Source organism: Plantactinospora sp. CA-294935 (genome assembly GCF_050936445.1).
Lineage (GTDB): Bacteria > Actinomycetota > Actinomycetes > Mycobacteriales > Micromonosporaceae > Plantactinospora.
On the sequence record NZ_JBNJMU010000001.1, the window covers coordinates 9,807,446 to 9,823,382 of the forward strand.

15 protein-coding genes and 1 pseudogene are annotated in these 15,937 nt (G+C 69.8%); 6 read left to right on the forward strand and 10 right to left on the reverse strand.

The genetic code is table 11. From position 1 onward, the window contains the following. Window positions 1-338: 338 nt before the first annotated feature. Genes ACQEVC_RS42460 through ACQEVC_RS42470 form a run of 3 tightly spaced genes read right to left on the reverse strand, consistent with a single transcriptional unit; the run spans window position 339 to window position 3,981 of the window. A complete protein-coding gene (locus tag ACQEVC_RS42460) occupies window positions 339-2,786 on the reverse strand; it encodes an FtsX-like permease family protein (protein ID WP_432889770.1) in 2,448 nt (815 codons plus the stop codon). After that, window positions 2,783-3,463, reverse strand: coding sequence for an ABC transporter ATP-binding protein (locus ACQEVC_RS42465; protein WP_432889772.1), 681 nt, complete (start codon window positions 3,461-3,463; stop codon window positions 2,783-2,785). Before ACQEVC_RS42465 ends, ACQEVC_RS42460 begins: the two co-directional genes overlap by 4 nt. Next, window positions 3,460-3,981, reverse strand: coding sequence for a PadR family transcriptional regulator (locus ACQEVC_RS42470; protein ID WP_432889774.1), 522 nt, complete (start codon window positions 3,979-3,981; stop codon window positions 3,460-3,462). The genes ACQEVC_RS42465 and ACQEVC_RS42470 overlap by 4 nt, the downstream gene beginning before the upstream one ends. A gap of 574 nt (window positions 3,982-4,555) precedes the next feature. Between ACQEVC_RS42470 and ACQEVC_RS42475 the strand changes: the two genes are divergently transcribed. From ACQEVC_RS42475 to ACQEVC_RS42490, 4 genes are all read left to right on the forward strand, one after another. After that, the gene (locus ACQEVC_RS42475; RefSeq protein WP_432889776.1) at window positions 4,556-5,452 is read left to right on the forward strand and encodes a hypothetical protein; all 897 of its coding nucleotides are present in this window, start codon (window positions 4,556-4,558) and stop codon (window positions 5,450-5,452) included. Continuing rightward, window positions 5,449-7,998: a DUF6493 family protein gene (locus tag ACQEVC_RS42480; protein WP_432889778.1), complete on the forward strand. Its 2,550-nt coding sequence runs from the start codon at window positions 5,449-5,451 to the stop codon at window positions 7,996-7,998. Before ACQEVC_RS42475 ends, ACQEVC_RS42480 begins: the two co-directional genes overlap by 4 nt. A 235-nt stretch (window positions 7,999-8,233) precedes the next feature. After that, complete coding sequence (locus ACQEVC_RS42485) at window positions 8,234-8,953, forward strand: HD domain-containing protein (RefSeq protein WP_432889780.1); 720 nt, start codon at window positions 8,234-8,236, stop codon at window positions 8,951-8,953. A gap of 65 nt (window positions 8,954-9,018) precedes the next feature. Continuing rightward, window positions 9,019-9,222: a hypothetical protein gene (locus ACQEVC_RS42490; protein WP_432889782.1), complete on the forward strand. Its 204-nt coding sequence runs from the start codon at window positions 9,019-9,021 to the stop codon at window positions 9,220-9,222. An 85-nt stretch (window positions 9,223-9,307) separates the two neighbouring features. Here ACQEVC_RS42490 and ACQEVC_RS42495 read toward each other — a convergent pair whose 3' ends face one another. After that, the gene (locus tag ACQEVC_RS42495) at window positions 9,308-9,772 is read right to left on the reverse strand and encodes a transposase (protein ID WP_432889784.1); all 465 of its coding nucleotides are present in this window, start codon (window positions 9,770-9,772) and stop codon (window positions 9,308-9,310) included. Window positions 9,773-9,872: 100 nt separating this feature from the next. On the opposite strand from ACQEVC_RS42495, the gene ACQEVC_RS42500 reads away from it, so the two are divergent. Beyond that, the gene (locus ACQEVC_RS42500; RefSeq protein ID WP_432889786.1) at window positions 9,873-10,445 is read left to right on the forward strand and encodes a hypothetical protein; all 573 of its coding nucleotides are present in this window, start codon (window positions 9,873-9,875) and stop codon (window positions 10,443-10,445) included. A gap of 209 nt (window positions 10,446-10,654) precedes the next feature. Further along, a complete protein-coding gene (locus tag ACQEVC_RS42505) occupies window positions 10,655-11,215 on the forward strand; it encodes a hypothetical protein (protein WP_432889788.1) in 561 nt (186 codons plus the stop codon). Window positions 11,216-11,336: 121 nt separating this feature from the next. Here the strand turns inward: ACQEVC_RS42505 and ACQEVC_RS42510 are convergent. From ACQEVC_RS42510 to ACQEVC_RS42535, 6 genes and pseudogenes are all read right to left on the reverse strand, one after another. Then, window positions 11,337-11,907 (reverse strand): annotated as a pseudogene (locus tag ACQEVC_RS42510) (transposase); the annotation flags it as partial. Between the two features lie 166 nt (window positions 11,908-12,073). Continuing rightward, window positions 12,074-12,508 (reverse strand): DUF1877 family protein, encoded by a 435-nt coding sequence (locus ACQEVC_RS42515; RefSeq protein WP_432889790.1) that lies wholly within the window; start codon window positions 12,506-12,508, stop codon window positions 12,074-12,076. 120 nt (window positions 12,509-12,628) lie between these two features. Further along, window positions 12,629-12,853 carry a hypothetical protein gene (locus tag ACQEVC_RS42520; protein WP_432889792.1) on the reverse strand — a complete coding sequence of 75 codons (225 nt, stop codon included), beginning with the start codon at window positions 12,851-12,853 and terminating at the stop codon, window positions 12,629-12,631. Then, window positions 12,841-13,128, reverse strand: a complete 288-nt coding sequence (locus tag ACQEVC_RS42525; RefSeq protein WP_432889794.1) for a hypothetical protein — start codon at window positions 13,126-13,128, stop codon at window positions 12,841-12,843. Before ACQEVC_RS42525 ends, ACQEVC_RS42520 begins: the two co-directional genes overlap by 13 nt. Before the next feature lie 224 nt (window positions 13,129-13,352). Continuing rightward, window positions 13,353-14,261 carry a helix-turn-helix domain-containing protein gene (locus tag ACQEVC_RS42530; protein WP_432889796.1) on the reverse strand — a complete coding sequence of 303 codons (909 nt, stop codon included), beginning with the start codon at window positions 14,259-14,261 and terminating at the stop codon, window positions 13,353-13,355. Between the two features lie 878 nt (window positions 14,262-15,139). Then, a complete protein-coding gene (locus tag ACQEVC_RS42535; protein WP_432889798.1) occupies window positions 15,140-15,889 on the reverse strand; it encodes a hypothetical protein in 750 nt (249 codons plus the stop codon). Window positions 15,890-15,937: the final 48 nt, after the last annotated feature.

Consider the following 15,937-nt stretch of genomic DNA (forward strand, 5'->3'; position numbering starts at 1 on the left):
GACGATCGCGGTCAGGATGGGGCGGCGGCGCCCTACGGACACGAGGTGATGGATTCCTGTCTCGGATGCCCCTCACTCCGTCGGAATCTGCCCTGATCCTGCGGGGTGCGGTGGGGTCGCCGTGGTCGACTTCCAGGTTCCGCTCGTTACGGGGTTTCGAGCGGTTGGTCGCCCGAGTGTCGCCGGAAGAGTCCTGTAATCCGCGCGAGGCCGGATGGTCGGTCATCGGATGTTGGCCGGGCGCTTCATTGAACCTTTTTCAACCTGAACCGCGCGGCGCCCACGCACCGCGTCCGACCTTGCGGTCCGGCGGACCGCAAGGGGAGGTTGAAAAAGGATCATTCGATGCGTAGGGCCTCGGGTCGGGTCACGGCTCGGACGAATGGCAGCGTGGCGGCGGTGGCGAGTAGGCAGGCGACCAGCGTGGTGGCGCCGATGGCGGCGTATCCGTCCCACGGTAACGGCGGCGGGGCGACCCCGGTCGATGCGCTGAGTCCGACGAGCAGCCAGGAACTGGCGGCGGTGACGAGCACGGCGAAGCCGATGGTGAGCGCCAGGGGAAGCGCCGTGTACAGCAGGGCACTGTGCCGTAGCACCCGGGCGGGAGTTCCCATCGCGGTCAGTGCCGAGTGCGCCCGGTGCCGCTCGCGGATGCCGTCGGCGGTGGTGACGGCGAGCGAGAGGCCGCCAGCCAGTACGACGGCGATGGTCATGAGGAGCGCCGCGCGGGTGTAGCCGTCTGAGGTCGACCGGGCCAGCACGACGGCTTCCTCAGCGGTCAGCGGTGGGAAGGGGGTCTGCTGTGCGCCGAGGCGCGCCCGGACCGCCTCTAACGTCTCGGCTCGGCCATCGGTGGCGACCAGGAGGTTAGGGAACCATTCGTCGGGCAGGTCGGCGGGAAGCAGCGTGGGTGGGACGAGCAGGTCACCTGCGAGCAGCAGCCCGTCGGTACGGTTGGTGAACGCGTCGGGCAGGGTGACGGCAGGAAGCTCCGCCGGCACGTCGAGGATCGGGCCGGCCGGTGGACGGTCTGGCTCGATCACCGGTTGAAGCCGACCCGCCGCCGTGATGGTCGACGAGGGGAAGTAGCTGCCAGTGAGGTAGTGCACGGTGTTCGGACGGCAGCCGGGCAGGGGCGCTCGCAGGATCCGTCCCAGGTCGTCGCAGTCGGCGATCACAGCTCGTACGTTCTGCTCGCCGATCCGTGCGGTTCCGTCGCTGCAACAGTCTGTTGGTCGTACGCCGGGCGGCAGTAGGCCCAGGTGGCGGACCGCGGCGACCTGGGCAACACCGTCCACCGCGCGCAGTGTCTCAACGACCGGCTCCACCCGGGCGTCGGCGGCGAGGGTCACCACGACGGTGTGCGGGCGCAGGGCACCGGCCAGGCCGTCGTCGCCGTCGGCGGCGATCTGGTCGAGGACGGGCAGCAGCGCCACCACCCAGCCGAGCAGGACGACCACCAGAGCGGTCCCGGTGACCGCCCGGGCGGCGCCGGCCGGATCGGCGATCAGTCGACGCCCGGCGAGTTGGCTGGCCAGACCAGGTCCCCAACGCGCCACCGCCAGGCCAGTCACTCGGGCCAGCGCGGCGGCGCCGACCGCCAGGCCGACCAGACACAGCACCGCCCCGCCCAGCAGCAGTGCACGACCGTGCCAGGCACCCGCGAGCACGGCCCGGCGGTCGGCGTAGGCGCCGACCAGCATGGCGAGACCGAGGCCGAGCGGGAGCAGCCGGAAAGCGCCGGCGCGGGCCGGTTTGGCCTGCCGCCGTACGCCGAGCGGGGACGCCACCGCGCGGCGGAGCGCGAGAGTACCGGTCAGGGCGGCCAGCGCCGGCACTCCGACCAGTACGGCCATCGCCACCGCTGGTGGCGGTGCCACGTCCTGTGGATAGAGGCCGTCCGGAATCGGCAGTAACGCCGCCACCGGGGCGCGGAGCAGGAAGAACAGTGCGATACCCGCCAGTACGCCGAGCACTCCAACGACCGCAGCCTCCACCGCGCCGAGCATCCGCAGTTGGCCTGCGGTGGCGCCGACCAGACGCATGGCGGAGGCCCGCCGTTCCCGGCTGGCCTGGGAGAGCCGGACCGAGGTGCCGATCAGGACCAGCAGCGGCACCACCAGGCCCACACCCGCCAGGGCGACCACCACCAGCAGGGTGCCCGTGGCGTTCGCCTCCTGACCCATCCCGGTCCCGTCGACGTGCACGCCCTGGGATGCGAACAGCGACTGTTGTGCGGGGCGCTCGAACGCCCTTGACAGGCCGGATTCGATGCCCGGCGGGCCGACGAGGCCACCGGGCGGTGGGCCCGCGACGGCGTACATCTCCTCCGGGCCGACCAGACCCGCCGGGGTCACCGTGCCCACCGTCCGTTCGGGCAGGCGTGGCGCGAGTTCCGCACCGTGTGTGCCGGCCATCGCCGTCGCCAGTGCGGGCGACACGAACATCTCCCCGGCCCGCGGAGTCCTCGGTACGCCCAGCGGTGGGGCGACCGCCGGGCCGACGATCTCGACCCGGAGCACCCGGATCTCACGCCCGCGCCAGAACCCGACCGACAGCGCCGCCCGTACTCCCTCGGTGCGGGTCCCGGCGTCGGCGGTGGGCACGACCGCCCGGGCCGCGTTCTTGCCGATCCGCTCCACCACGGCGGGCAGCACACCCCCGACCGCGAGCAGCAGGACGACTCCCGCCGCCACCCCACCGACCATCGTGAGCAGTCGGATCCATCCCTCGCGCCCGCCGGTGAAGGTGAGCCGGAGTCCAAGCGCCAGTTCCCACCCGGTCACGCCGACACCTCCGTTGGCGCCGTCGCGCCGTCCCGCAACACGACTTCCCGATCCGCGTACGCCGCGACCCGGGGGTCATGCGTCACCAGCACCACCGCCGCGCCCTGCTCCCGGGCCGTGCCCACCAACTCGTCCATGACGAGTTCACCGTTGAAGCTGTCGAGCGCACCGGTCGGCTCGTCCGCGAACACCACCCGTGGCCCGGTGACCAGCGCCCGGGCCACCGCCACCCGCTGACCTTGGCCGCCGGACATCGCGCCGGGCTGTTTGCCGGCCACGTCAGCAACGCCGAGCCGGTGCAGCCACTCCCGGGCCCGTGCCTCGGCCACCCGCCGCCGTACCCCGGCCAGCCGTAGCGGGAAGGCGATGTTCTCCAACGCCGTCAGGTCCGGCACCAGCGACCCGAACTGGAAAACGAAACCGAAGTCGGTGCGCCGCAGCCGGCTACGCCGGTCGTCGGACTGGTCGTCGAGGCGTACGCCGTCGTACCACACCGTGCCGCTGTCCGGCCGGAGGATGCCGGCGAGGCAGTGCAGCAGGGTGGACTTGCCCGAACCCGAGGGGCCGACCAGCGCGACCAGCTCACCGGGGCCGATCTCCACGGAGACTCCGGCCAGTGCCTGGGTAGCCCCGAAGGCGAGTCGGAGGTCGACGGTCCGCAGCAGGGAGCCGGTCATCGCACCTCCCGAGCCAGGTGGTCCAGCCGGGCTGCGGTGTGGTCGATCCACCGCAGGTCAGCGTCGAGGTGGAAGAGAGTGAAGTCGCAGGCGACGGCTACGGCGGTGCTGCCACCCCGTTTGCGTGCCGTCACCTCCCGCATCGTCTGGCGGTGTGCCGCGCGCTGCGCGTCGAGCACCTGCCGGGCCGGCCGCCCGGACCGCAGCGCGATCATCACCTTGACGTAGACCACCGACTGCAGGTAGGCCGAGATCCCCTCCGGCTCGGCCAACCACCGCTCCAGGTGGGTCACCCCGTCCGGGGTCAGCGCGTAAGTCGTCCGGTCCGGACCACCTACCCGCTCGACGGCCACCGCCTCGATCTCGCCGTCCCGGGACAGACGGGCGAGGGTGGCGTACACCTGGGGTGGTTTCACCGGCCGATTCCAACCGAACTGCGCGTCGTACTCGCGCCGGAGGTCGTAGCCGTGTCGGGGCACGGGCTCCAACAGCCCGAGCAAGGTTTCCGGAAGCGCCATGCATGGCACTAGACACTGCGTTACTAGTTTTTGTCAAGGACCGGACCGGGACGCCGCGCCGGACAACGGCGGGAGAGTTCCGAAGTATCCAGTCGCCGGGGCCGCCGGTGACGATCATGTGCTCCCCATTTACTCCTCCCCCGTAATGAGCAACTACAAAACGGCCCATTACCGAATCTTCGATAACAAGCCACTTGAACTGCTTATATAGTTGGTGGGCGATACTGGGTTTGGACCAGTGACTCCTCCTGGTCAAGGAACGACTTCACAACGCTCTGACGAGTGCAAATACCAAAGCCTGTGGTACGCACTGGGGCAATCGGAGCAGCTCGGAGGGGTTGAACACCGTCAAGCGCCGTTGGGAACGGCCGGCTGCTCCCCCATCTGCCCCCACGCGCACGCCATGTACGCACCTCCAGCCGGAGATTGTAAGGAAAACCGAAGTGTGGATCTGAACGACAGCTCGCCGCCTGAGCACCAGGATCTCGTCCAGCACCGGGCAGGTAACGGCGGTGGTGGCGGTAACGCCGGGACCGTGCGCGCGTGTCGGTCGTGGCGGATAACATCCCGCGTCGTGACCGCCGTTGTCCCGTACCGGTATCTCCGGCCTGCCGTCATGCGTCCCGACGGGCTCGCCCTGCAAACCCGTGGCGGTCCGCTGGCTTACCCGCGGTTCTTCGCCGGTTTCCCCAGCAAGCCCCGGGCCGCCGCTGGTGACCTGCTCGCGGTCGCCGAGGTCGCCCGCGCCCGATACCACCGGCCCGTCGACCCGGCCGGCCTGGGCCCGGTGGTGACCGGCAGCCGTGACCGGTTGCGTTTCGAGTCCTTCTCCGGATGCTGCGGCGTCTCTGCCCGTCGCGACGTGCTGCCGACCGGGATCGACGGCGAGATCGGCGCGCACGACACCACCAACGTCGTCGTCAACCCGACGCTGCGGAGGGCCCTGGCCCGGGTCGGCGGCGTCGACCCGCTGCGCGTATCGGTTGGCCCCGACGACCTCACCGTCTCCACGATGGACGGTAGCGTGGTGGAGAAAGAGGTTCCGCCGCCGCCCCGCTGGCTGGGCGGCTTCGCCGAGGTGCATGTGCTCGCCGCCGACCTCGCACCGCGGGCCGAGATCACCACTGCTGACGCCGCCGTCTTCCTGCGTCGGCTTCCGGCCGGCCGTGACCGGTCGGTGCCGGCCGGGCGTACGCTCCGGCTGCCCACCTGGCCGACACCCGGCGCGGCCTGTCTCGCCGGCGCCGGTCGGCTCACCGCGCTGCGCGGGATGCGCCGCTTCGCGAAGGCCCTCCGGGTGTACGGCGCGCCCGTCGCCGGTTCGCTGTCGACGCCCAGCCCCCGGAAGCTGGACACCGACCAGCACATCTGCTCCCGCCCCTGGGGGACCGGACGCCGCGGGCAGCGCGGTCCCAGCAAACACGCCCTCGCGGTCACGATGCTCGTCGGCCGGGCGGAGGTCCCCGCGTGACCACGGACCTGTTCGACCTCATCCACGAAGGCGCGGTCGACGAGATCACGGTGGCGCTCACCGGCCTCGACGAGTCGCGGCGCCGCCAGATCGGCACCGAACTGGCGGCGTACGTCCGCAAGCTCCGGGACAACCGGTGGGCCGGCCGGAAGGCGACTGCGCTGGCCGTCGCCGCGGTCGGCGCTCTGCCGAGCGCGGCGAAGGTGGCCGAGTTGCTCGGCCGCCGATCGGTCTCGCTCGACGAGGAGGACGGGCCGCCGGTGGTCCGGATGGCGCGGCACCGGGGCGTCGACTGGCTGCCCGAACTCGCTCACCGGCTGGCGGACCGGCTGCCCCGGACGGATCCGTGGTTCGCCACGCGTTTCATCGCCTACCTGCTCGTGGCGGACCGGGCCGCGCCCCCTACCGACGAGCGGTTCGTCACGGGCTGGGTCGGCATGTTGTCGTGGCCGCCGCGACGGGAGCGCGATGTCCCGCTGCTCGACCGGCTCCGCACCGACCCGTTCCTCGACACGCTGCTGCCCCGGCTGTTCGAGGTGGACGGCCTCGGCACCCGGCTGGCGTTCGACGACTTCAAGGCCGGGGAGAACCTTGCTCTGCCGTCCGCGCTCGCCCGGCTCGTCGCCGAGGGCCGGCTGGACCGGACGGTGCTGCTGCGGAGCTGCTTCGACCGGCTGGTCCGGGGCGACCGGGCCGCCGCGTTGCGCCCATTCGTCGCCCTGCACGACCTGCTCGCGCCGACCCCTGCCGAGTGCGCCGAACACGTCGCCGACTACCTCCGCCTGCTCGCCGACGGCCCGGGTCCGGTGGCGTCGATGGCGCAGCGGGCGTTGCGCGGACTGCCAGAGGTCGAGATGGAGGCCCTGCTCGACGCGTCCCGGGCGGTGCTGGCCCGGCCGGACAAAGGGCTGGTCCGTGCCCAACTCAACTGGCTCGACCAGCTCGCCCGGCAACGGCCGGACCGCGCCGCGGAGATCGCCGCCGTACTCCGGGAGGGCGCCGGGCATCCCGCGTCCGACCTACGGGACCGGGCCGCCACGCTGGCGACCAAGCACGGGGCGGCACCGGCCCCGGCACCGACGGCGGTCGAACACCGGGGCGACGAGTTGCCGGCACCGCCGGTCCTGGCCGCCGCCCCTTCCCCGATCACCGACCCGGACGAGTTGGTCGAGGAGGCCGCCGTCCTGCTCGGCGGCGAGTTGGCCATACTGCCGTTGGAGCGGGTGCTCGACGGCCTGGCCCGGCTGGTCGGTGCTGACCAGCCCCGACTCACCCGGAGCCTGAGAGCGGTGGTGGACCGGCTCCCGAACCGGAGCTTGGAGCACCCCTGGGCTCCATGCTGTCTGCACGGTCAGCTGGCCGGGTTGCTGCGGGCAGCGGTCGACGCCCCCGACGCCGCCGCGCTGCGGGCCCGCTGGGCCGGCCTGCTCGCCGCACTCCGCCAGGCGGGACCCCCGGATCCGCGCGTGACGCCGCCGCACTGGCTGCTCCGGCTGCGCCTCGCCGAACTCGGCACACAGCTCGGCCGGGCGCCGGCGGGTGTCGGCCTGCTCGCCGTGCCGACCGCCGCCAACGGCTCTCTCGACCCCGGCGTGCTGCATGAGCGGGTCGTCGCGCTCGGTGACCGGGAGCCGGGGCAATGGGACCTGACCCAGGCCCTGCTGCGGCTACCGCCCGTTGTCGACGAGGCGTCGGCCGCGCGGGCGGCGGCGCTGGGTACCCCGGCCGGCGATCGGCTCGCCGCCTGGCTGCGTACCCCCGGCGTTCCGGAACCCCTCGCCCGGCCGGTCACCGTGTTCTTCAACTCCCGGGCGGTGTCCTTCTTCAGCATCCCCGGTGGGTCGACACGGCGCATGGTGGTCGAGATCCAACCGCCGGAGAGCCCGGAGGGTGAACGGTTCGAGGATCCATTGCGGCTGCTCTCCGGCTGGCAGGCACGGTTCGACAGTCCCTGCGCCATCTGGTCGATACTCTGGCCGGCGTTGCTCCCGGGCTACCGGGGCCTGGTCGCCACCTACGCCCTCCCCGACATCGCCAGCGCCGCCGACCAGGAGACCCGGGGCGCGGCGGCGGTGCTGCCGCTGCTCGCCGAGAGCGCCGGCCGCGGCGGCGTGGCGCTGGACCTCGCCCTGGCGTACGGGCTGGGGGCCCGGCACCGGTCCGACCAGGCCGCCGCGCTCGACGCCCTGCTGATCCTCGCCGCTGCCGGGGACCTCGACGCCGAAGCGGTCGGTCGGCAGCTCGGTACGCTCGGCGCGGCCGAGATGGTCGTCCTGACCCGGGCCGTTGAACCGTTGCGGGACGCGGCGGCGGCCGGTGCCCCATTTACCACCTGGCGACTGCTCGCCGCCACGCTGCCCGCGCTGTTGACCGCGCCGACGCCACCCCGGGGCACCCCGGACCTGCTCACCCTGGCTGCCGAAACGGCGACCGTGACCGGAGCCCGGATCGAGGTTCCGGGCCTGGCCGAGGTGGCCGCGCGCCGTGGCTCGAGCAGGCTGGTCACCGAGGCGCGGCGGCTCGCCACCGCGTTCGACCCCGGTTGAGTTCGGCCGGACAGCGGCGTGACCGGAAGGATGCGGTGTCCCACGGTCTCCGGTCGCAGCGCGTGCTCAGCGCGCCTTCCTGGCATTCCGGAAGTGCGATGATGGATCCGCGGCAGCAGCTCCACAATAAACTGACGGACAGGCGCCCGCCCATCCCCACGACCAGAACCTCATGATCGAGCCGCCACGCCGACGAGAATCTGGGTCCTGCCCAACCGGACCGCCTGCTCCGAGAGTGGGCGAAACCGTGGTGCCGGTCGAGCGCCGCACCGACGTCGACGTCGACATGCCAGGGACGTGCCCGTGGGCGCGACAACCTACAGTTGCCGTCATGGGCGCACACACTCTGCAGACTTTCGGGCCGGTACAGGCATGGGCGTCGCTTCGGACCGAGCTGTCGAACCGGCTGGACGGTGACACCCTGGCCGCCCTGGACGACGCGGTGGCCTTCGCGACCGAACGTCACGGCGACCAGACCAGGCCGGCCGGCGAACCCTACCTTGAGCACCTACTGGAGACGGTCGCGGTGCTAACCAACGGGGCAGCGATGACCGACACCGACCTGTTGGTCGCCGCCGTCCTGCACGACGTAGTCGAAGACACCGACACCGAGCTCGACGAGGTACGCGAGCGATTCGGAACCCGCGTCACCACACTCGTCGCCTGGGTAACCAAGCCGAACCCCGAACCCGGCCACGACCCAGCCACCGCGCGGGCCCGCTACCTCGCCCGACTCTCCGAAGCGCCCGACGACGCGATATATCTGAAGCTGGCCGACCGACTGAGCAACGTCCAGCGCCTCGACACCCACCCCCGACCAGCCAAACGCGCCTCGTACTACCGGGAAACGGTCACCAGGATCCTACCGCTGGCCGACCGCCACCCATGGTTCGCGGCCTGGTACGCCAACTGGCGCCAAACCTTTGCACACCTCAACGACGCAGCCCGCTCCTGACCAGCGCACGACCGACGTTCGTACCACGCACACCTGCAACCTGATCAGTGGAACTGTCCGATTAAGTGCGTAAGGTCCTGGTCTACCTGGCTAGCGCGGAGGCTCTGTTCCGGCAGGCGGCCGACCGGGGCTACACCACCGCGCTGCGGGACGTGGCCAGGATGCGGGAGCAGGCCGGTGATCTTTCCGGCGCGAGCTGTCTGCGCCGGTTCGGTCTTACTGACGATGGCTGCTCACCAGCCACCTCGCCGTATGAGCTTTCAAGCTGATCTTGCAGCTCAGGGCGGGTGTGGGGGCCGGGGGTTCGATGAGGGCGAGACTCCCGGTTGGACAGCAGCCTGTGAATGTGGTTTGTCAAGTGGTTGTGGTCGTGGTGGTCCGGAAGAGTTGGCGGGCGGTGTAGCGCTTGAGACGGCGCAGGATCTCCTTCGGGGTGAGTCCCTCGGCGGTGCGGCGGGCTATGCAGGCGCTGGTTGCAGGGTGTTTCATGCGTCGTCTGGTGGTGGCGATCGCGTGGAGAACGGCGGCGTTGAGGGTGCGGGCACCACCGCGGTTGACGCGGTGGCGTTGGTAACGGCCTGAGCTGGCGGGTAGCGGTGCGGCGCCGGCGAGGGCGGCGCCGGCTGCTTCGTCGCGAAGCCTGGTGTGGTGGGACCAGGCGGTCAGTGCGATGGCGGCGCTGTGAGGTCCGACGCCGGGCAGGTCGAGCAGGGCAGTGCAGAGCTGTTGGTCGAGCTGCTGCAGCTCGTGCTGCTCCGCGCTGACCGCCTGAGTCAGGCCGTCGCCGGAGTGTCGGTGCCAATGTGGACGCCGGATCAAGACAGTGTGGACGTCAGGCAAAGGATTTTCGGCAGGTGCTCCGTATGTTTGTGGTGTTGGCCGAGAAATTCGGATGACACTATACCCTTAAGGAGCATGAATGGTGGCCAGAATCGGCACCGAAACCCCAGGCAAGTCAGGTCGGATCCGTCGGTGGCTTTTGGGTTCCCTGGTTGCCGTGGCGGGAGTTGTCCTCGCGCTGGTCGGAACGGTTTCTCCGGCCGGCGCGGGTCAGGCCCCCGATCGGCGAGAGGCCGGCTTCTGCGTGCAACAGGTGGACGGCGCCACCAACTGCTACGCGGACAGGGCCGCCGCCATCGAGGCCCAGGGCGTCGGCGACCGACAGGCTCAGGCCGTTTCGCCGATGTCCTTGAGTGACTGCCTCAACGGCCGCTTCTGCTTCTGGGCCGCGGAGGACTACAACTCCAACTACCCGTGGCATTGGCGCATCGGTTCGGGCACGTTGAACCTGGCGGCGTCATTCCCGGATGTCAACAATTCGATCACGAGCGTGGCCAATCGCCGGGATGGCAACGTCTGGTTGATAGACAGCAGTTGCTCGGGCTATGTGTTCAACGTTCCGCCGGGAGTCGGAGTCCCGAATCTCTCTCAGTGGGACTTCCCCTGCGGCGGGACCTGGAACAACAAGGTCGACGTCATCGAACTCTTCTAGCCCTGCCGAGTGAGCGGAGTTCTGCCGAATTCCCCGGCAGGGCTCCGCTCCCTGAGCCAGTATGGTGTCGAGCCTCGCGCGAGACGAGGCGCGTCAGCTGTGGCTGCCCCTGCCCCGCCCGGATTCTCGACCAGATCGGCCATCCACCGGCAGCACGAGCAGGACGAGGGCTGTGCCGTCCCCTGGACTCGGTCCTCCCGTTCCAGACCATGAAGGCGCTCGCGCTGCCCCGCCTGAGCAGTGGTCCGATCTTGCTGGATAAGGTGGCCCCCGGAATCACTGGCAATCAGGAGAGGTTCATGAGGCTCAGGCGTGTGGGCCGGCTCGGCACTACCGGCGCGATGGTCGCCGCGGCGCTTGGCGCGTCGATCGTCTTCACCCCGTCGCCGGCCTCCGCGGCAAGCGATGATTGGAAGTGCTACGGCACCCAGGTCAAGCGCTGCGTCACCGTCCGGTGGGACCAGACCGTCGACACCTTCGAGGGGCTGGCGAAGATCACCGACGTCGCCGGTGGCGTCAGCTACGAAGTCAAGGTCATCGACGTGAAGCTTCTGCGCACCAGCAACGCCGACTGGTTGACGGTGCGTTCCAGGGACGATCACGACGGCTGGCACGACACCGAGGATGTGGCCGGCACCGCCACCATCGACCCGTGTACCTTTCCACGGTCGAGTTTCAGCGTGGCGGCGACTTTCAGTTGGAGGAATGCGTCCTCCTCCGGCGAGACGACCTGGCGTCCCAACCACTCATGGGGCTTTCTCTGCGACTGACCCGCCGAACGCGTCCGTCCCCCGCCGACCGGTGCGGGGCGGACGCGTTTCTTTCGGCGTCTTTCCCGACCGCACCGCGTTGATCGGACTCGTCGACGCGGCTCTGGCCGAGCAGAACGACGAGTGGACCGAGGTGATCGGCGGCGGTTTTGGCTCCGGCGTTGCCCGGCAGTCGGCTCGTCGAGGACGTATACGCCGCCGCAGCGTGACAGCAAGCAGCTCCCCGGTGTTGTCGCAGTTCACCAGGACCGGATGCAACCCAAAGGTGTGCTTGTAGGTCGGTGTGGCGCCCTCCTTGTCGCTGTGCGCGATCACGATGGTGGAGTCCACGTCCCGCACCACCACACCGGCGCAATGTCCCGGCCGGCCGCCTTCGCGGTCGCTGGCCCACCGAACAGCTTCCACATCCGGGGCGCGGACCCTCGCCCTGGCCTTGGCGATCCGCCGCAGCTGCGGCACGCCGATCTCGTGCAGGCCGCGCCACACGGTGGTGTCGGAGGCCACCGGTCGAACACCTCATATTGGTGGCGCAGCACGTCGATGTCGCAGATCGACTCGCACCCGTCGGCCATCATCACCGCTAGGTCGACCAGTACCCGATCCCGATCATGGACCGGCGCCCAGCCCCTGCGGGCCAGCCCGGCCCGATCGGCGAGCATCCGCAGCAGCGCCGGACCGACGTGCGACACCACCCCGTACCGTCCGCGGTTGTCCTGTCTCCCCGGGCATGAGGCATGACCACGCCGAGCTGCAGCGCCTCAGATACGCGGGACACGCAGCGGGACCGACGCCTCATTGATCTTGGGTGTTCGCGGAGAAGACGCTCACTGCGCTCATCCCGAGGGATGTGCAGTGACGTTAAGTCGTGATCATGAAAGCGCCTGCGCGAGCCTCCGCCGCTGCGACGAAGAAGCCGACCAGGTCCTCGTAGTATTCCTTCAGGTAGTCGAGTTCGTCCGGGTCGTCAACAAGGTCCGGGTCGTCAACGAAGGTGGCCAGCCGGTCGAACGGCACGTCGCGGAGTTGTTCGGCGGTGTCAGCGACGTCGTCAACGCTCCAGACCATGACGAAGTCCGTGTCGTTGCCGTAGGGAAAGATCATCTCGCCGCCCAGTTCTAGGTCGACCTTGATGTCCGCTGCGACGAGGAGTTCCTGGATGTCTGGCAACGCCTTGTCGAGGTCCGCCATCTCCTCCGGGGGACGGACTGACGTCCCTTCGAAGCTCGTCGGATCGGCGATTGCGCGCGTCAGTTCCTCTTCGGTGGCCCGAACGAATATGTGGACTATGCCCATCGCTGTCCCCTCGGCTCGACCTAACTACTGATGTCGATCATAGGACCTCCCCTCGGACGCGCTGATCTCGGCTTGAGCGGACGTGCCGGGTGGGCAATGCCCACAGTTGTCGTCTTTCGATCATCTCCGGAGCGTGGTGGGCCGGGCGCGTCGCATGAGGGCGATGGCGAGCACCGTCAGCGTCAGGAGCGGGGCAGCGGTGAGATACCAGCCGATGCCAAGGCGGCTGATCGCCTCCGGCTCGACGACGTTCCCGGCGCTGTCCACGCCGATGGCGCGTACGGTCTCGCCGGTGATCTGGATGCCGTACCAACTGATACAGCTCAGCGCGGTCAGGCCGCCCACGATCGCCGCCCTCGCGAACATTGAACCTTTTCAACCTCCCCTTGCGGTCCGTCGGAGGGCGAGGTCGGACGCGGTGTGTGAGCGCCGCGCGGTTCAGGTTGAAAAAGGTTCATTCTCCGGCGGTACACCATGGCGGCCACGACGGCGGCGAGCACCACCATCAGCGCGCCGAGCAGGATTAGGGTGACCGGCGCCGGGGCGCGGTCGCCGAACATCACGGTCAGGCCGCTGCGCTCGCCCACGAACGGGTTGCGTGCCCACGGCAGTCCCACCACGGCAGCAGCCATCATTACCGACGCACAGCAGCAACCATGATCTCCATCGCATGGTGTTGTGACGGGGTGCGGGTCCGCTGGGTTCCGGTGACCACTACTTGTCGGATCGGGCGATCGCGGCATCGGATCTCGGTCGACTGCTGTCTTACCTGGAGCCTCGTACTCATCGATCTTCGGAGGCGCCCGTACCCAGTGACCAGCATGATCACGATGAGAAGGGCTCACTAGTGAATCCTTGCCTGCGCGTGCCGGCTACGGAAGTCTCGCGGCGGCATGCCGTACGCGGAACGAAAGGTGCGACTGAAGACCGCGGCATCGGTGAAGCCCCACCGACCGGCGATCTCGTGGATCGGAGTGTCCAGCAGAGCGGGATCGGCAAGGTCGCGGCGGGTCCGCTCCAGGCGCTTCCGGCGAATCCACGCGGCAACGGTGACCTCCTCCGTCTCGAACAGCCGGTGCAGGTAGCTGACGGAGATGTGGTGCGCGGCGGCGATGCCGCCAGGGGTCAGGTCCGGGTCCTGGAGGTGTTGCTGGATGAACGCCCGGATCCGCAGCATCAGGGCCCGGCGGTGCGTGTCCGGGGGTAGTGCCCGTTCGGCGTCGAGCGTGTGGGCGAACAGCGCCGACACCAGGTCGACCAGGACCGCACCCAGGCGAGGCCCGTCGGCGGGGCGGTAGGTGTCGGCCTCGGCGCTCAGCCGGGTGGCGAGCCCCATCACCAGCGCACCGAGCCCGTGCTCGCCCGGCAACCGTCGGGCCAGGAGCTTTTCCACCTCACCCTCGGGCAGCGGCAGCAGGGACTTGGGGATCTCGATCCCGATCGCGTCGATGGGTCGGTCGCCGATCAGGTGACAGTCGAAGGACCGGGACATGTCGACGACGTACAGGTCGTGCCGGCGGTGTATGGCATGCTCGCCGGCCTGGGTGACGTCGATCGCCCCGTCGAGGACGAGCGAGAGGTGGTACAGCTCGGGGGCGGACTGCCGGACCAGCCTCGGGGTGCGCCGGAACTGCATCGGCTGGATCGTCGTGGGCCACACCTGCGCGGCGCCGAGTGGCAGGATGCGCGCCTGCGCCTGGAAGTCGGCCGCGTGGTCGCTGGTCATCTTCATCGGCGCCATCAGGTGAGTCATTCGTTCACACCAGAGCCCGAACCGTTCGGCCCTGGGAACATCCTCGGTCCGGAACACGGTTGTCTCGACCACCATCAGCCCCCGTCGCTGATCCCTACGCTGTTCCTTGCCTATCACAACATTGACGACTGTCCACACAGAATTTGGCCCGGCGGCGAGACGCATTGCCGACTCTTCCCAGGTGGCGAGAAATGTGGCCGCAAGTCTCCTCTCGCTTCGACCGGGCTGGCGCTCACCGCACGTCCAGGTGACAGCCGGGGGGCGGATCCCGACTTCCGTACCGAGTTGTAGATCGCCGCCGAGCCGGTCCGAAGGCACATACGACCGGGGTGGTGTGCCGGGCGGTGGTGGCCGACTGCTTCTACGGCGATCACGACGACCTGCCCCTGAACCACGCCAGGGCGGGGATTCGCCATGGCACTCAAACCCGCGCGGCACCTGGCAGAGGCGTACACCCCGAAGGACGCCACCCGGGCGGTCCCGTGGAACGGCCCGAACGACCCCGGCGGCTGGAGCCCGATGCGGCGCCGGTTCCGCGACGGGTACGCCGAAACCCGGTGGGCCACCGTCGCTTTCCGATCAAGACAGTTTGGCGTCCCGATTGACGCCCGGATGGGAGTTGCCTACACCAGATGCCTACGGAGGGTGACGGAAGCCTGTGCCACCGGCGGGCACGGTCGGCGGATGCCGAGGCTGGTCGCGTGTCCCGGCCCGAGGTCCGGCTCAAGACCGCCCCCGGGGCTCGGAAGGCGCTTGGCCTGGTTGTTCGCCGCGCTGACGACGCGGTGTTCTGGTCGGCACGCAGTCCTGCGAGGCGGGGTGCCGGGCTCGGCTCTGTCGGGTCCTCGGCTGGACGACGCCGCCGGTTCTGTGCTGCTTCAGCGTAGTTCGAGTTGGACGCCGTCCTGGGTGAGGTAGTGGACCAGGTCGTGAAGGTGACGGCGGGCAGCCAACTCTTGCGGTCGTAGTCGGGGACGAGGTGGGTGCGGGCGACCTCGCAGTGGTGCCAGATCAGGCGGAAGCCGGGGGTCGCGCCGCCGTTGCCCCCAGCCCGTCTTGTGGACCGTGCCGTCGACGCGCCCGTGGGCCAGGTCGGCCTCGAACGATCCGGTGAGCCCGGGGCGGCAGCCCAGCAGGGTCAGCGGCGGACCCGGCGGCCAGGTGTCCGGCCGTTCGTGGAACAGGCCGGCGATGTCACGGCACTCGCTGGCCGGCGTCTCCTCGACGGACCCGTCCGCCGGCGCGTACGTGATCAGCCGATACCCGAAGACGGCGGGCGGGACGGTGCCGCCACGATTGTTGTCGCCCTCGCGGCGATGGCCTTCGATGTCGATGTCGAGCAGGCCGGCCTCTTCCGCGGCGGGCCGGTAACCGACGACCCGGACGTCGAACAGTTCCTCCACGGTGTCGTAGCACCCTCGGCACTGATCCACGCAGCTCTGGCTCACCCGCCGGCCGGGGACGTGGGCTCCCTCGACGATGAGGTTGCCGAACCAGGCCGGCCCCGTTCCGTCGACCGCGGCGAGCAGCGGTCCGGACGGCGTGCAGCTCAACAGGGTGTACCGCTCGTACAACGGCTGGGGCGGGAACACCCGGTCGACGAAGAGTCCGACCGAACTACCTTCCATGGTCGGGTACCCGCCCGCCTCAACCGACCACCTCCGTGTCGTGCCGGA